Source organism: Muricauda sp. MAR_2010_75 (assembly GCF_000745185.1).
Taxonomy (GTDB): domain Bacteria; phylum Bacteroidota; class Bacteroidia; order Flavobacteriales; family Flavobacteriaceae; genus Flagellimonas.
This window is the reverse complement of sequence record NZ_JQNJ01000001.1, coordinates 3,124,901-3,139,980: the sequence shown is the minus strand read 5'-3', so window position 1 is coordinate 3,139,980 and position 15,080 is coordinate 3,124,901. Positions and strand designations below refer to the sequence as shown.

Genomic DNA, 15,080 nt, shown 5'->3' with positions numbered 1-15,080 from the left:
CTTATCCAGAATCAATCAGGCAAAACCTTAATATGGTGGCCGTGGCCTTGAACCACCTCTATAATGGGTTCCGAATCAATACCACCCTTTGCGGATTCCACCCGTAAGATATTATCACAATCTTCCAAATCAAAATTAAAGGTAAAATCAGGAAACATAATATGGAGCTGTTCCAAAAGCTTTTTGGCCACCTTTCTTTTTGCTACACTCGTTTGGAAAACTTCAACCATTACCTATCTTAATTTAGTTGTCTCCCAAAAAAGCGGGATCTACGATCACAGATGTTCCACATACTTTTTAAAGTTGTTTAAAATGGCCTGCCAACCCTCTCTTTGCATGTCCAATGGGTTTTGGTCTTCGGGATCAAACGTTGTGGTGACTTGGGTGGTATCTCCCATTTCATCAAAAATGGTGATTGCCTGTCGCCCATCCGTCATGGTGTATGATATTTTTTCCAAAGGGATGATTTTATCATAGACTGCTTCAAAGTCAAATCCAAAACTGCCGTCTTTGGCTTCCATTCGGGCAACATACTTCCCGCCCACCCTTAGATCATTTTTAGCCTGCGGACAGCACCAATCTTCCGAGGCAAAGTTCCATTGGGTAATGTGTTCCGGCTGAGTCCAGCATTCCCAAACCTTTTCAAGGTTCGCATTTATTGTGGCGTCGATTTTAATCTTACTGTGTGCCATAGTATCATAATTTATCCAAAAATTGGTCTATACTTATCTCTATTCTCGTACATGATCCAGCCCAAAATGGCGGCCAGCACCAAGGCAATGATCAATCCACTGGTATTTACCACTGTGTTTACCAGTAAAATCCCCACCATGACCGGCAAAATAATAAGGGCTCCCAAAGCTCTGGTCTTGGGTATAATTATAAGGATGCCACCCACCAATTCTGCAAGAGCGACCAAGGGCAGTAACCAAGCTATCTCCATGAATGCCTGAAAATCACTGACCAACTCTTCTGGCATTTCCTCAGGCATGGGCATATAGTGGAAAAACTTGTCCAAACCTGCGTTGGTGAACATAAGCCCAAAAAGTAGGGCAAGAACGAATAAAATCTTTTTTTTCATTGTGATGATTTTAATGGTTATTTATTTGTTGTATGCTTCTTCAAGCTGTTGTACGTCCAGCTTTTGCATAGTGTACAGGGCAGCCATCATGTTTTGTACCCTAGACGGGTCACCATGGGCCACTTTTTCCAAAAGGAATTCTGGAACTATTTGCCAAGACACCCCATATTTGTCCTTTAGCCAACCACATTGGGACTCGCTTCCGCCATCTTTGATGAGTTCGTTCCAAAGATGGTCCACTTCTTTTTGATCTTTACAGTTTACAAATAATGAAATGGCCTCGTTGAAAGGAACATCCGTATCGGTCCCGTTGTCCATGGTCATAAAGGTTTGTCCTGCCAAGGTAAATTGGGCGTGCTTTACCATCCCTTCCGGGCCTGGTTCAGTGGCTTCATATCGTGATATTCCTTCCAAACTGGAATCTAAAAAAATGGAAATGTATTGCTCAATTGCTTTTTCGGCATTGCCCTGTTGGTCACCCGAAAACATGAGCAAGGGAACAACGGAATGATTTACGTCGTTGGGATTTCCCTGCATTATTTGCCAAGAAACTCCAAAGCGATCAGTGACCCATCCATAATGTTCACTCCAAGGATACGAATCCAAAGGCATCAACACCCTTCCGCCATCACTTAATCCTTCCCATATGGTATCAACTTCTTCTTTTGTTTCAAAAAGCGCAAAAAATGAAATGGATGGGTTAAGCTGAAATTGTGGTCCGGCATCAAAAGCATGAAAGGTTACCCCATTAAGATCAAAACTTCCGGTTTGGATTGTGTTTGATGGAAACGGACCGCCTTTGGGCCATCTCTTCATTGAATTGATCTTGGAATTGGGAAATAGGGACACGTAAAAGTTTATCGCTTTCTCCGCTTGATCATCAAACCATAAAAATGGCGTGATTTTCTGTTGTTTTTTGATTGTTTTCATGTTTGTTAATTTAATGATTTGTGTTGCTGGTCAACCTCAGGAGGCTAATTCGTCTTGTTTTTCCTTGTATCGATATGCTGTCATCCGCTTGATCAAATCCAACGGAAGCGGTTGGTCATTTGGAAATTGTACTGAGCCTTTTCCCGTTTTGTAGTTGGAAAGTTCTTTGCTGAAAGCTTTATGTGCTGATGGAATGGCGTAGAATCCGATATGTTTTTCATAAGCGGCATAATACACCAAGATTCCATGATATTTAAGCGCTGGCATGTTGTAGCTGATGACCTCTTGGGCCAAGGGAGCAATAGTTTTCAATGCTTGGCGAATAGTGTTCATCCGTTCCAATGCATGTGGTGGTACATTTTGAAAATAAGCATCCACCGCTTTATATTTCACTTTGTCCATATCATGAGTTTTAGTTGTTATTGTTTGCAGTGAAACAACCACTGATTTCCATATTTATCGACCAAGCCGCCAAAAAAATCTCCCCAGTGGGTTTTATCCAAAGGATACGTGCTTATTCCACCTTCCTTCAGATTATTATAATATTCTTGGATCTGGGCTGCATTGGGGACATCTACAAGAATTGAAATGGAATTTCCCCTGATCAATTCATCATTGGCCATATCGGTACCCATCAAAAGCATGTTGTCTTTTTTGAGCAAGGCCTGCACTACGTACTTTTTAAAATCCTTGGGAAGCTTTTTTGCTTCTGGAGTATCTTCAAGCGTTTCAATTTTTAAATCCCCTCCCAAGCATTCCTTGTAAAATTCCATCGCTTCTTTACAATTACCATTAAATGTAAGATATGTAATGATCTGATTCATCCTTTTAGTTTCATGCTTTACAAATTTGGTAATCCCAATACAGAATTATAGGGTGTAAAAACGGCGATTTCACGGGTTGATTCCGCCACTGTATTTTGTTACATTTGGATTGTGAAAACAATATCCATCTTAGTTCCCGAAACTGCTGTGGCCTCAGGGGTCACTGGTCCTCGCTATCTATTCACAACAGCCAATCAATTTTTACAGGCCGCCGGAAAAGACCCGCTGTTTAAAGTGCAAATGGTAGGGCAAACCAAAGAAGTCCGCATTCAGGATGGGGCCTATTCCATTACTGCGGATGTCCTCCTAAAAGATGCCCAACAAGCGGACTTGGTAATTGTTCCCCCTTTATTTGGGAGTATGGATACAGCTCTTTCCCTGAATAAGGCAACGATTCCCTGGATCATAGAACAACATGCCAAGGGTGCCGAAGTCGCCTCCCTATGTGTAGGTGCCTTTTTATTGGCTTCAACAGGACTTCTAAATGGTAAAAAATGCTCAACACATTGGGCTTTTTATTCTGAATTCAAAGCGCAATTTCCCGATGTTGAAGTGGTAGATGGTGGGGTTATAACAGAAGAAAATGGAATCTACTCCAGTGGCGGGGCCCACTCACTATGGAATCTACTACTTTACCTATTGGAAAAATACACGGACCGTGATACTGCCATCTTGGCTTCCAAATATTTTGCCATTGATATTGACAGGAACAGTCAGGCTGCTTTTATGATGTTCCGTGGGCAAAAGGACCATAACGACGAGGCCGTAAAACAGGCGCAGGAATACATTGAAAAAAACTATCAGGAAAAAATAACTGTGGATGACCTTGCACAACGAGTTGCCGTGAGCCGAAGAAGTTTTGAACGCCGGTTTAAACAAGCAACGGACAATACGGTGATCGAATACCTGCAACGGGTAAAGGTTGAAGCGGCCAAACGAAGTTTTGAGTCGACTCGAAAGAACATTTCAGAGGTTATGTTCGATGTGGGCTATACCGATTCCAAAGCTTTTAGAAACGTGTTTAAAAAAATAACCGGCCTCACCCCTGTTGAATACAGGAACAAATACAACAAAGACCTTATTTCCTATTAAATTTATTGGAATTTAACCTCTACTGCATCGCCAGAATAACTGACGGGCTTTTTTTCACCACTGGGCATCAATTCCACCATAAATTCTCTTTTTGGACTATTGTTCTGCTTGTCTTCTTTACCATCTTCAATGGTCAAAATTCTATCTGCATCGTTCCACTGAAACTTGGTGATCGCATATTCACCCTCAAGATAATCCAGACTTTTACCATCGTCGCTATATAGTTCAAATGTTCCATCGGCTCCTGTCCATATTTTTAAGGTTGTGGGTGCATCTACTTCCTCCTCAGTATATTGCCTGATGGGATCCATTGGTATAATGGCTCCAGCACTGACGTAAATTGGCATTGTGGCCAAGTCTACTTCTCTTTGGACGGTTTTTTCACCTTCTACCAATTTTCCGGTCCACCAATCGTACCAATGCCCTTCTGGAAGGTAAACCTCCCTTGACGTCGCCCCTTTTTCAAAAATGGGGGCTATAAGCATTTTTTCACCCCATAGATATTCATTCCCAACACTCTTTGCCTTGCTGTCATTTGGATAATGTAGCCAGAGCGATCTCATCATGGGCAGCCCTTTTTGCCGTGCCTCCCAAGCCAGGGTGTAATTGTAGGGCAACAATTGGTATCGAAGTTCGGAATACGCCTTGGTTATGGGTTCTATACTGTCATTGCTAAGTTCTGAAGCCAAAGGTGGTGTTTTCGTCTCCAACGGTCCCAATTCACTTAGTCCCCATCCCCATGGAAGATGTGTCCACCATGTTCTGCCATGCGACCTGAATGAGGGACAAAAAGCACCAAATTGAAACCATCTGGTGTACAATTCTGCAGTATATTCCTCATTGGGATAGAATCCTCCAATATCTGAACCCCAAAAAGGTGACAAGCTCATGGAAGAGTTGATGCCCACAGCAATTTGGGCTTCCAAGGTCTTCCATGAAGAATCGGTGTCCCCGGACCAAATCCAACCACCCCATTGTGCAATCCCCAAATACCCATTTCTATGCAAACTCCACGGTCTCACATTTGGCTTGGTGTGCAATGGTCTTTGGTAGTACATTTTGTGCCGTTCCAGCCGCTCAAACAGATTAAACCAATCCCCTTCATCGGGCCAAAATGCATCAATTCCCATGTTCATCAAGGGTACATGCTCTTTCCAATGGGTCAAGATATGGGAACTATCTACTTTCTCACCTACTTTGGGTGGTATTGAACCATGTAATGTTGGTAGTTTGTCCCTATCCCACGGTACCACATGCAATATCATTTTGGCATTTTCATTGTGAATTTCATCAATTACCGTTTGGGGTGATCTTTTAAAAACTTCGGGGTTAAATTCAAATGAAGGCTGTTCCTTGTTCCATCCCACAGGAGTGAAACCGGTACCCAGATAGATTACGGCATCCATGGGGATTTCCTTCTCACGGAATGTGTTCACAACTGCAACCATTTCTTTATCTGTATCCAATGTTCTATGGGATTGCATATAACCCATGGTCCATTTTGGAGGCATTACAGCTGGACCACTAAGAGTACTCATATCTTTCATCAATGCCTTTGGATCGTGGGCATCAAAGACATACACATCATAAAGTCCCTTCACATAGTTGGGAGGAATGCCTTTTCCGGTATTATCATGCTGATTTTTTTGGTTCTGTTGCACATAATAGCCTTCTTCTGGCGTAAATGGGGAATAAATTCCTTTAGTGTCATTGGTCAAATCAATCTGCCCCCAAGGGGTGACCATCCACAGCCCCCAACCTCTTGTTCCGACCAACATGGACACTGGGTTTCGGGAGCCATAGGCATTGGCCTGCCAACGGGGAAGCATTTTGTGTAATCTTCCTTTTCGGTCATATTCTACGGAATCCTCCCTCCAGTTGGTGTCTTTTTCGGGTCTTGGACCACCTTCACCCAAACCAAGAATGGGAGATTCATCTATGGCAAACGATACATTTCCTTCAGCCTCAAAAACCAGCTCTTGCACCAAATCACCCATATTATTTTTAACAGTGACTGTCAATGGATTTCCAGAAACGTTGACCTCCAATCCATTTATGCTTTTAGTCAATGTACCCTTGAACTCAGTGACATCAATGGCGTATTTCGTCTGTTTTTTATCCTCAAAAACAATATGCCCATAAGATTCCATATCATACTCCTGTGGTTTCAGGGTTACTCGAAGTGCATGATTTCCGGCTGCCCCAATCTGAAGTTGGGCAGGTTGCCCCATTGTGGTAATGGGTTGAGGCTGGGTACATGACCCAAAAATCATGCAAAGAATAATGCACGGTACAAGAGCAAATTTCCCATTTTGATTGGCCAAAAAATTCTTGAACATAGTTGTTATTTTTTTGTGTCGGATGTATTAAATATAGAAGATTAACCCAAATAACCATCAGATGAACCGCAAACTCGAGAATATAGGTTCATAGTCCGTTAATATTATATCAAGTCTCAGAGAATTAAAACCATAATGTTTTGCTGAAGGTCATCAATACTGTGGGATTTTTTTCCATAAAAAAGCCCCAATGTGTTGCATTGGGGCTTTTTGCTTTAGACCTTTAAACGGTTATTTTTTGTTTTGTTGGTCTTTAATGGTTTTTTCGTCAATATCATAGGTGTTAGTATCGATATTGGTATTCCCTGTTGGGTTAGTGGGATCACTCTGTTTTACTTTTCTCTTAAATTTTCTTTTGTCTACTGTCCTGCTCATAATCTTTTATTTTTCAAATTTCATTATCCGCTGCACAACTGTGCAACGCTATCCATTCTGGATTTACTTTAACTTACTAAATCTATCCCCCAACCCTTGACGCAAAAAAAACAGAAATTGACGCTGATGATAGGACAAATTGAACTTGATATCGTTTATCATTCCCCTAGCTCGGGGATGACCTAACCAGAAAATGGAAAATCCAACCATGTCCTCGCTTCATTTTCTACTTATCAACAATCCAAATTTTAACTGTAAATGCAATGAATGTTATGAACATAACATCTATGCCTAAAGTTAGACATTGCCATTTTTTAATATAAAAATTCAACAAAATAGCAATATCAAAGGTGTATATATGAGATATTCCAATTTTAAGGGTGCTTATGCATCATATTTTACATGATATGCTTCATTTCTTTTAGTGTCCGCAGAACACCTCCAATATCTTTGTTCAACAATGCATATAATACATTGACTAACTTAAACTTGTAGATTATGATTAAACTTAAACATGCGGTCATAACCCTATTAATAATGATTGGGCCTTTGGCATATTCGCAATCATTGACCGTATCGGGAACCGTTACCGATGAAACGGGGTCTCCACTTCCAGGTGCTTCAATAGTGGTATCTGGAACCACCAATGGAACCCAAACAGATTTTGATGGGAATTACACCATTTCCGATGTATCTTCCAATGCCACATTGGTGTTTAGTTACATAGGTTATTTGAATCAACAAATTCCTGTAAATGGTAGAACTTCCATCAATGTGAGCTTATCTGAAGATCTTGAAACGTTGGATGAGGTTGTGGTAGTAGGTTATGGTACCCAATCCAGGGCAGAAGTAACAGGGGCCATCACAACGGTGGGCGCAGAAGAAATATCTGCATTACCTGTAGCAACTGCCGATCAAGCACTTCAAGGTAGGGCTGCCGGTGTTACCGTATTAAATACAGGTTCGCCAGGTACGGCCCCAGTAGTGCGTATACGGGGTCTAGGTACCATGAACAACAATGATCCTTTGTATGTAATAGATGGGGTCATTGCCGGAGGTTTGGGCGATCTTAACCCAAATGACATTGAGTCCATCAACGTTTTAAAAGATGCCTCTACAACCGCTATTTATGGTTCATTGGGATCTAATGGTGTTGTAATGGTAACCACTAAAAAAGGTAGAAGAACAGGTAAAACAGTAGTTAATGTAGATTCATACACTGGTATTCAGTATACCAACCAACGTTATGATATACTGAACACACAACAATATCTCCAGTTTGCACAGCAAGCTTTTGGATTTACTCCGACTTCTCCCCTTTCTTCATCAGGCCTAAATACAGATTTTCAAGATGCTCTTTTTAGAACGGGTGTAATGAACAAAGTTGATTTGGGCATTTCTGGTGGTTCTGAAAATAGTGATTTCAGGTTTTCCGCAGGATACCAGGATCAAGAGGGCGCCATTATTGAGACCTCTTTTGAACGTTTCTCTTTCCGTGCCAATAGTAACTTTACCGTTGGGAAATTCAAATTCGGGGAAACCATGACGGTAGCCTTTAACAAGCAAAATCCCGAAAGAAATTTGGGAGCTCGCTCTCTATTGGAGCACGCTATTAAAATACCTCCATATCTACCTATATACAACCCGGACAACCTAGGAGGCTTTCAAGGCCCCAGTAGCGGTTTGGACGGGCAGGATGCGGAAAACCCAATACGGGTACAGACCCTTGGCGAGCATATTAACAAATCTTCTGCCATCATAGGCAGTATTTTCGGTGAATTTGAAATCTTGGATGGCCTAAACTTTAAGAGCCAAGTAGGTTTGGAATACCGAAATTCCAATACCGATATTTTCCGCCCTTCATACAATGATGATAGTGAGGGTGCCACACATGCCTCTGACTTTGCGGCCATCACAAAAAACTCAAGCATACGGAAATCGATTATACTTACCAATAGCCTAAACTATACCAAAACGTTCAATGACGTTCACAATTTGGAAGTGCTGTTGGTGGCTGAAAAACAGGAAAGAACTGATGATATTTTAAACTCAAACAGTCAAAATCCAATTACGGATGATATCAATCAGGTATCAAATGAGCAGTCATTTTTGCAATCAACATCATTTGAATACAATAGAATTGGATACTTGGCCCGTTTGAACTATAACTTTGACCAAAAATATATCTTTGCTGCCTCCATACGTCGCGATGCTTCGTCTCGGTTTGGTTCCAATAATAGATGGGGTACATTCCCTTCCCTTGCGTTGGGCTGGAATATTGCCAAGGAAGATTTCTTGTCAGATTCCTCTATTAATACCTTAAAGTTGAGAGGTAGTTGGGGTGTTACAGGTAACGATAGAATTGGTGATTACCAATATAGTGCCACACTTTTGGCCAACTTCTTCTACCCCATAGGAGGTGGATTGGGCACAGGTACCACTCCTGGTGGACTTGCCAACCCTAATTTGAAATGGGAGGAAACCACCATGGTTAATGTCGGTCTTGATTTTGGTCTTTTTGATGGTCAATTTACCGGTGCGGTGGAATATTACAACAATACCAGTGACGACCTTCTAATGAGCCGTCCATTGCCTGGTTCTTTGGGAATTCATTCCGGTGCCGTAACCGAAAATGTGGGAAGTGTTGAGACAAACGGTTTTGAAATCAGTTTGGGTTATAATGACTTTGAGGGTGACTTCACCTGGTCTGCCAATCTTAACTTGGGCACTACAACCAACGAGGTTAAATCATTGGGTGTAAATGAGTCCCTGTCAGGGGGTACTTTTGAGGCCCAGCAAATTTCTAGAATAGAAGTTGGTGAACCCTTGTTCTTTTTCTTTGGTCTAGAAACCGATGGTCTTTACCAAACCCAAGAAGAGGTAACCGCACACCTTGGAGCAGATTCAGATAAATTACCGGGTGATATACGATTTGTAGATCAAAATGGTGACGGAGCAATCAATGCGGATGACCGAGTAAAAATAGGAAACCCTTATCCAGACCTTACTTATGGTTTAAACTTAAACGCAAACTATAAGAAGTTTGATGTTAATATGTTTATTTCCGGTGTTGCTGGTGTAGATGTGTATAATACCAATATCTACGACTTGGAGGGGATGCCACGATTGTTCAATGCGGGTACCAATGTTCTAAATCGATGGACAGGTCCTGGTACTTCAAACTCAGTTCCAAGGGCAGATGGTTCTCCACAGAATTTTAACTCCATTTCAGATCGCTTTGTAGAAGATGGTTCCTACACCCGATTAAAAAACATCACTTTTGGTTATACTTTCCAGAGCCCATCTTTAGATAAGTACCTTACCAAATGTAGAGTATATGTGAGTGGTCAAAACCTGATTACCATCTCAGATTATTCCGGTTTGGATCCAGAGATTGGTAACCCTTTGACCAATAATGGTGGAGGAAGTCAGTACGAATTAGGAATTGATAGAGGAAATTATCCGCAACCAAAATCGATTTTATTAGGAGTTCAATTATCATTCTAAAAAAAAGTTATGAAAAAAAATAGATTAATATTAGCGATTCTGGCCACTATAGGCCTCGTGTTATCCTGTAATGAAGATTCGTTGGAGTTGAGCAATCCCAATGAACTATCACCAGATACCTTCTTAACAAATGCAACCCAAGTGGAATCTGCGGTGATTGCTGTGTATTCCAACTTGCAGACTAGAGGTCTTTTTAGCCGTCACATGTTCTTTATGATGGATAATATGGCCCATGAAAATGGTGGGAACAATCAGTTGGAAGCTGATAAACGTCAATATCTTGACTTTTCCTTTGACTCTAGCCACGGAGCTATTGGAGCCTATTGGGAAAGCTGTTACAGAGGTATCAACAAAGCAAACTATGTTATAGAAAACAAAGCGGCCATTGATGAAATTATTCCATCGGTAATGAGTAATGCTTCCAAGGCAAAAGCTATTGCCGAAGCTAAATTCTTAAGAGCCCTGTTTTACTTTTTCATTGTTACCCGATATGGCGATGCACCATTGATTACCACCCTACCACCAGATGATGGTGCAGGTTTTGGGAAGAGTCCAAAAGAAGAGATTTATGCTCAGATTATTCAGGACTTACAGGATGCCATACCTGATTTGCTTCCCAAAGGGCAAGAAGAAAATGGTAGGGCCACAAGAGGTGCAGCCCAAGCTCTTTTAGGTAAAGTATACCTTTTCTTAGAGCGTTATGATGATGCTTTGGGTATGTTCAATGCACTTCAAGGGTATGCTTTGGAAGACAATTATTTCGACAATTTCATGGAAGAGACCGAATTTGGGGTTGAGTCCATTTTTGAAATCCAATATGATGATGACCTCGGCTTTAGTGCCCAGTGGAATTCAGATAGAAGTGGTGAGGGACCCAACGAGGCAACCTTTAGAGGTCAAGAATATGGTTTCAACGACTGGTTCAATGTTTTCCCGTCCGATGATTTGTTGAATGAATATGAAGATGGTGACATCCGCTTTGAACAAACCTTCTATGTAAACGGAGACACTTTTGGACCCGATGGCAGCTTAACAGTTGACCACTTCCCAAGTAATGGCGGTGGTAATGCTGGTTGGCGTAAATATCAAAACTATTATAAAGATGCTAATGAAGACCAGACTTCTGGTATTAACTTCAAGTATTTACGATATGCTGATGTCCTTCTTATGATGGCCGAGTGCGAAAGCATGAGACCTGGGGGAGACCAAGATGTGGCCGTAGGCTATATCAACCAAGTTCGTGAAAGAGCTGAGTTGGCTCCTCTGCCCACAGGATTGTCTCCAGCAGAGGTTTTTGATGCTTTGGTCCACGAGCGTAAAGTTGAATTGGCAGGTGAACAGTGCAGGTTCAATGACATTATTCGTTGGGGCATTGCAGATACAGAATTGGCCGGAACCAATTTCCAAACGGGAAAACATGAGCTCTTGCCCATTCCCCAACCCGAAATTGATGCCAACATAAACCTAAGTTCTGCAGATCAGAATCCAGGATATTAAGATTTTAATTTTGAGTTAGTTTTTTTGAATTAATTTTAGTGAAACAGCGTGTAGGAATACACGCTGTTTTTATCTCTATGAATTTGCCTATTGTTTGAAATGTATTTTAGAAAGGTTTTTAAAAGTCCATATCTCATAGTTTTTGGTTTAATTAGTTTAATCGTATTGCACAACTGCAGTGAGAAAAAAGCATCGGTGGCAGACCCCGATTCAAAGATTTTTTCATCCCTTAGCAATACAGACACCGGAGTGGATTTTGCCAATCGCTTGACCGAAAATGATTCATTGAACTATTTTACCTACTCCTATCTTTATATGGGTGGCGGTGTGGCTACTGGCGACATTAACAATGACGGTTTAATAGACCTCTATTTTACAGGCAATCAAGTTTCAAATAAGCTATTTTTAAACAAGGGGAACCTTCAGTTTGAGGATATCACCCAAAACGCTGGTGTTGCCGGTGATGACCGATGGTACACCGGTGTAACCATGGCCGATGTGAATGGAGACGGATATTTGGACATCTACTGTTCCGTAAGCGGTAAGTTCAACCCCAAGAATAACCAATTGTTCCTCAACAATGGTGATGGTACCTTCTCGGAAAAAGCAGCTGAATACGGTTTGGATGATCCTGGAAACAGCGTTCAAGCAACCTTCTTTGATTACGACAAAGACGGTGACCTTGATTTGTATGTGGCCAACTACCCTCCCACGCCGTTCAGTTCGCCTACCTTTGTGTATACCTATAGAATGAACAATGTAAAGGATATGGAATCCGATCATCTTTACAGAAATGACGGCTCAACCTTTACTGATGTTACCACAGAATCCGGTCTTAGGGCCTTTGGTCTTTCTTTAAGTGCCACTGTTGGTGACCTCAACAACGATTCGTGGCCCGATGTGTATGTTTCAAGCGATTTCAATTCTCCAGACCTTATGTACTTGAACAATCAAGATGGTACATTTAGGGAAGTGGTCAAAGAAGCAACCTCCCAAACCGCCTTCTACGGAATGGGGGTTGATATTGCCGATTTTAACGATGATGGCAATCTGGATATTTTTCAGGTGGATATGGACGCTCAGACCAATAGGCGAAAAAAGGCCAATATGGCCAGCATGAATCCAAAATTGTTTTGGGATGTGGTCAATGCAGGCTTTCACTACCAGTATATGCACAACTGTTTCCAGATGAATTCTGGATTTTATGAAAATGGTGTACCCCATTTTTCCAATATTTCAAGGATTACCGGAACTTCTTCCACAGATTGGAGCTGGGGTCCTCTGTTTGCCGATTTTGATAATGATGGGCTAAAAGATCTTTTTGTTTCCAATGGCACCCGAAGGGAAATCAATAACAACGACTACTTCAACAAGCTCGAAGAAATGGATAACAAGGCAGATAGTCTACTCCAACTGAGTCTGCACATCCCTTCTGAAAAAATAGACAATTTCATCTTCCAAAATAAAGGAAACCTAAAATTTGAACGATCCAATGATAAATGGGGCATCCAGTACGAAGGATTTTCCAATGGTTCTGCCTATGCTGATTTGGACAACGACGGAGATTTGGAAATCATTACCAATAACCTTGATGATTTTGCTTCCATCTTTGAAAACAAAAGTGCAGAACGCAATAACTATTTAAAAGTGGCCTTTAACGGTCAAAAAGGAAATGGTTTTGGCCTGGGTACACGAGTCTATGTGACCACCGATGGGCACACCCAAATGCAGGAACTTACCACAACACGTGGATTCCAATCTTCGGTGGCACCAGAGCTTCATTTTGGATTGGGTACTTTTCAGAAAATAGATGAGGTCAAAGTAATTTGGCCCGATGGCAAAATACAGCAAATCAGCAGTGTTGACACTAATCAAAAATTAGTCTTCAATCATTCGGAATCCATTACTTTCAAAGAAAACACAGCGATTGTTTCAAATTTGTTCCAAGAAGATTCCACTCAATTTTTCCCTGAGCATGTACACAAGGAAAATAATAATGATGATTTTGCCCAACAGGTGTTACTGCCCCATAAAATGTCATCTTTTGGTCCTGCCCTCGCCGTAGGCGATATAAATGGTGACGGCTTGAGTGATTATTTTGTAGGGGCATCCAAAGGCAGTTCAGGTGCGCTTTTTATACAAACTTCAACTGGATTTGTAATGGGTGATTCGCAGTTTTTGGAACAGGATAAAATCAGTGAAGACAATGGTGCCTTATTTTTTGATGCTGACAATGACGGTGACAACGATTTGTACGTGGTCAGTGGCGGTTATGAGTTTGAGCCAAATTCAAATCAATTGGCAGACCGACTTTATATAAATGATGGAGCTGGAAATTTTACCAAAGCCGAAGCAACGGCAATGCCTTCTTTAAATGTAAGCGGGTCAAAAGCCTACCATGGTGATTTTAACAAAGATGGAAAAGAGGATTTGTTGGTTTTGGGCCGACAAGTGCCTGGAAATTACCCTTCCCCAGCCCAAAGCTATATTTTGATAAACAAAAGCACACCTGAACAAATTGCTTTTGAACCTGTGCAGAATATGCAACCCAAGGGTTTTGAAGCATTGGGCATGGCAACCAGTGCGGTTCTGACCGATTTTAACAATGATGACTGGTTGGATATTATCGTAGTTGGGGAATGGATGCCCATCAGAGCTTTCAAGAACACAGGCTCTGGTTTTGTGGAGACTTCCGAAGAAATGGGACTGACAATGGATACCACAGGTTGGTGGTGGAGCATTGAACAGGGCGATTTTGACAATGATGGCGATATGGATTATGTAGTGGGCAACAATGGTCTTAACTATAAATACAAGGCCACCGAAGACGAGACCTTTGATATTTTCGTGAACGATTTTGATAAGGATGAGAGTGTGGATATTGTACTCAGTTACTATAACGAAGGGAAACAATTTCCCCTCAGAGGAAGAGAGTGTTCTTCGCAGCAAATACCCGGAATAAAAAAGAAATTTGAAAATTATGAAAGCTTTTCTCAGGCAACTTTGGTGGATGTGTATGGTGAAAAGCAATTGGAATCTTCACTACATTATCAAGTAAAGTCGTTTGCGAGCATTTACTTGGAAAACAAAGATGGCAAGTTTGTCATGCACCAGTTGCCTAGAGAGGCACAACTTTCCAGCATCAACCAAATCTTGGTGGAGGACTATGACAAGGACGGTTTTCTGGATTTTCTGATTGCCGGAAATTTATATGTTTCCGAGGTGGAAACCCCTCGTAATGATGCCAGTCATGGACTCTTATTAAAAGGCAATGGAAAAGGAGGGTTTGAAGCGGTCAAGACTTCAGAAAGTGGCTTCTTTGTTAAGGGGGATGTCAAAAATATGGCCGCAATTGAGGTCAAAGACAAAAAATACCTCCTTGTGGCCAAGAATAACGATGCTATGCAACACCTACATATAAATTAAGCCCGAACG

General features: G+C 41.5%; 12 protein-coding genes. 4 read left to right on the top strand and 8 right to left on the bottom strand.

The genetic code is table 11. From position 1 onward, the window contains the following. Positions 1-11 precede the first annotated feature (11 nt). Genes FG28_RS14080 through FG28_RS14055 form a run of 6 tightly spaced genes read right to left on the bottom strand, consistent with a single transcriptional unit; the run spans position 12 to position 2,835 of the window. A complete protein-coding gene (locus FG28_RS14080) occupies positions 12-230 on the bottom strand; it encodes a hypothetical protein (RefSeq protein ID WP_036383808.1) in 219 nt (72 codons plus the stop codon). 45 nt (positions 231-275) lie between these two features. Beyond that, entirely contained in the window at positions 276-692 is a 417-nt protein-coding gene (locus FG28_RS14075) for an SRPBCC family protein (protein WP_036383804.1), read from the bottom strand. A gap of 11 nt (positions 693-703) precedes the next feature. Then, positions 704-1,081: a DoxX family membrane protein gene (locus tag FG28_RS14070; protein WP_036383800.1), complete on the bottom strand. Its 378-nt coding sequence runs from the start codon at positions 1,079-1,081 to the stop codon at positions 704-706. Between the two features lie 21 nt (positions 1,082-1,102). Continuing rightward, positions 1,103-2,011 carry a VOC family protein gene (locus FG28_RS14065; RefSeq protein WP_036383798.1) on the bottom strand — a complete coding sequence of 303 codons (909 nt, stop codon included), beginning with the start codon at positions 2,009-2,011 and terminating at the stop codon, positions 1,103-1,105. 36 nt (positions 2,012-2,047) lie between these two features. Then, complete coding sequence (locus FG28_RS14060) at positions 2,048-2,413, bottom strand: iron chaperone (protein ID WP_036383795.1); 366 nt, start codon at positions 2,411-2,413, stop codon at positions 2,048-2,050. 17 nt (positions 2,414-2,430) lie between these two features. After that, entirely contained in the window at positions 2,431-2,835 is a 405-nt protein-coding gene (locus tag FG28_RS14055) for a VOC family protein (protein ID WP_036383792.1), read from the bottom strand. 111 nt (positions 2,836-2,946) lie between these two features. Between FG28_RS14055 and FG28_RS14050 the strand changes: the two genes are divergently transcribed. Next, positions 2,947-3,927 carry a GlxA family transcriptional regulator gene (locus tag FG28_RS14050; protein WP_036383789.1) on the top strand — a complete coding sequence of 327 codons (981 nt, stop codon included), beginning with the start codon at positions 2,947-2,949 and terminating at the stop codon, positions 3,925-3,927. Positions 3,928-3,929: 2 nt separating this feature from the next. On the opposite strand, the gene FG28_RS14045 is transcribed toward FG28_RS14050, so the two are convergent. Together FG28_RS14045 and FG28_RS20830 are read right to left on the bottom strand one after the other, a co-directional pair. Further along, positions 3,930-6,266: a TIM-barrel domain-containing protein gene (locus FG28_RS14045; protein ID WP_051947350.1), complete on the bottom strand. Its 2,337-nt coding sequence runs from the start codon at positions 6,264-6,266 to the stop codon at positions 3,930-3,932. A 231-nt stretch (positions 6,267-6,497) separates the two neighbouring features. Further along, entirely contained in the window at positions 6,498-6,641 is a 144-nt protein-coding gene (locus FG28_RS20830; RefSeq protein ID WP_197062604.1) for a hypothetical protein, read from the bottom strand. 498 nt (positions 6,642-7,139) lie between these two features. On the opposite strand from FG28_RS20830, the gene FG28_RS14040 reads away from it, so the two are divergent. The 3 genes from FG28_RS14040 to FG28_RS14030 all read left to right on the top strand — a co-directional run bounded on the left by FG28_RS14040 (position 7,140) and on the right by FG28_RS14030 (position 15,071). Continuing rightward, the gene (locus FG28_RS14040) at positions 7,140-10,148 is read left to right on the top strand and encodes a TonB-dependent receptor (protein ID WP_036383786.1); all 3,009 of its coding nucleotides are present in this window, start codon (positions 7,140-7,142) and stop codon (positions 10,146-10,148) included. A gap of 9 nt (positions 10,149-10,157) precedes the next feature. After that, entirely contained in the window at positions 10,158-11,645 is a 1,488-nt protein-coding gene (locus tag FG28_RS14035) for a RagB/SusD family nutrient uptake outer membrane protein (RefSeq protein WP_036383783.1), read from the top strand. Between the two features lie 99 nt (positions 11,646-11,744). After that, entirely contained in the window at positions 11,745-15,071 is a 3,327-nt protein-coding gene (locus tag FG28_RS14030) for an FG-GAP-like repeat-containing protein (protein ID WP_036383780.1), read from the top strand. Positions 15,072-15,080 lie beyond the last annotated feature (9 nt).

What these genes read in the sequence shown, in the direction of transcription:
- FG28_RS14055 (WP_036383792.1), bottom strand. Translation starts at nt 2,835, where the DNA reads ATGAATCAGATCATTACATATCTTACATTTAATGGTAATTGTAAAGAA.
- FG28_RS14070 (WP_036383800.1), bottom strand. Translation starts at nt 1,081, where the DNA reads ATGAAAAAAAAGATTTTATTCGTTCTTGCCCTACTTTTTGGGCTTATG.
- FG28_RS14040 (WP_036383786.1), top strand. Translation starts at nt 7,140, where the DNA reads ATGATTAAACTTAAACATGCGGTCATAACCCTATTAATAATGATTGGG.
- FG28_RS14030 (WP_036383780.1), top strand. Translation starts at nt 11,745, where the DNA reads ATGTATTTTAGAAAGGTTTTTAAAAGTCCATATCTCATAGTTTTTGGT.
- FG28_RS14060 (WP_036383795.1), bottom strand. Translation starts at nt 2,413, where the DNA reads ATGGACAAAGTGAAATATAAAGCGGTGGATGCTTATTTTCAAAATGTA.
- FG28_RS20830 (WP_197062604.1), bottom strand. Translation starts at nt 6,641, where the DNA reads ATGAGCAGGACAGTAGACAAAAGAAAATTTAAGAGAAAAGTAAAACAG.
- FG28_RS14065 (WP_036383798.1), bottom strand. Translation starts at nt 2,011, where the DNA reads ATGAAAACAATCAAAAAACAACAGAAAATCACGCCATTTTTATGGTTT.
- FG28_RS14075 (WP_036383804.1), bottom strand. Translation starts at nt 692, where the DNA reads ATGGCACACAGTAAGATTAAAATCGACGCCACAATAAATGCGAACCTT.
- FG28_RS14035 (WP_036383783.1), top strand. Translation starts at nt 10,158, where the DNA reads ATGAAAAAAAATAGATTAATATTAGCGATTCTGGCCACTATAGGCCTC.
- FG28_RS14080 (WP_036383808.1), bottom strand. Translation starts at nt 230, where the DNA reads ATGGTTGAAGTTTTCCAAACGAGTGTAGCAAAAAGAAAGGTGGCCAAA.
- FG28_RS14045 (WP_051947350.1), bottom strand. Translation starts at nt 6,266, where the DNA reads ATGTTCAAGAATTTTTTGGCCAATCAAAATGGGAAATTTGCTCTTGTA.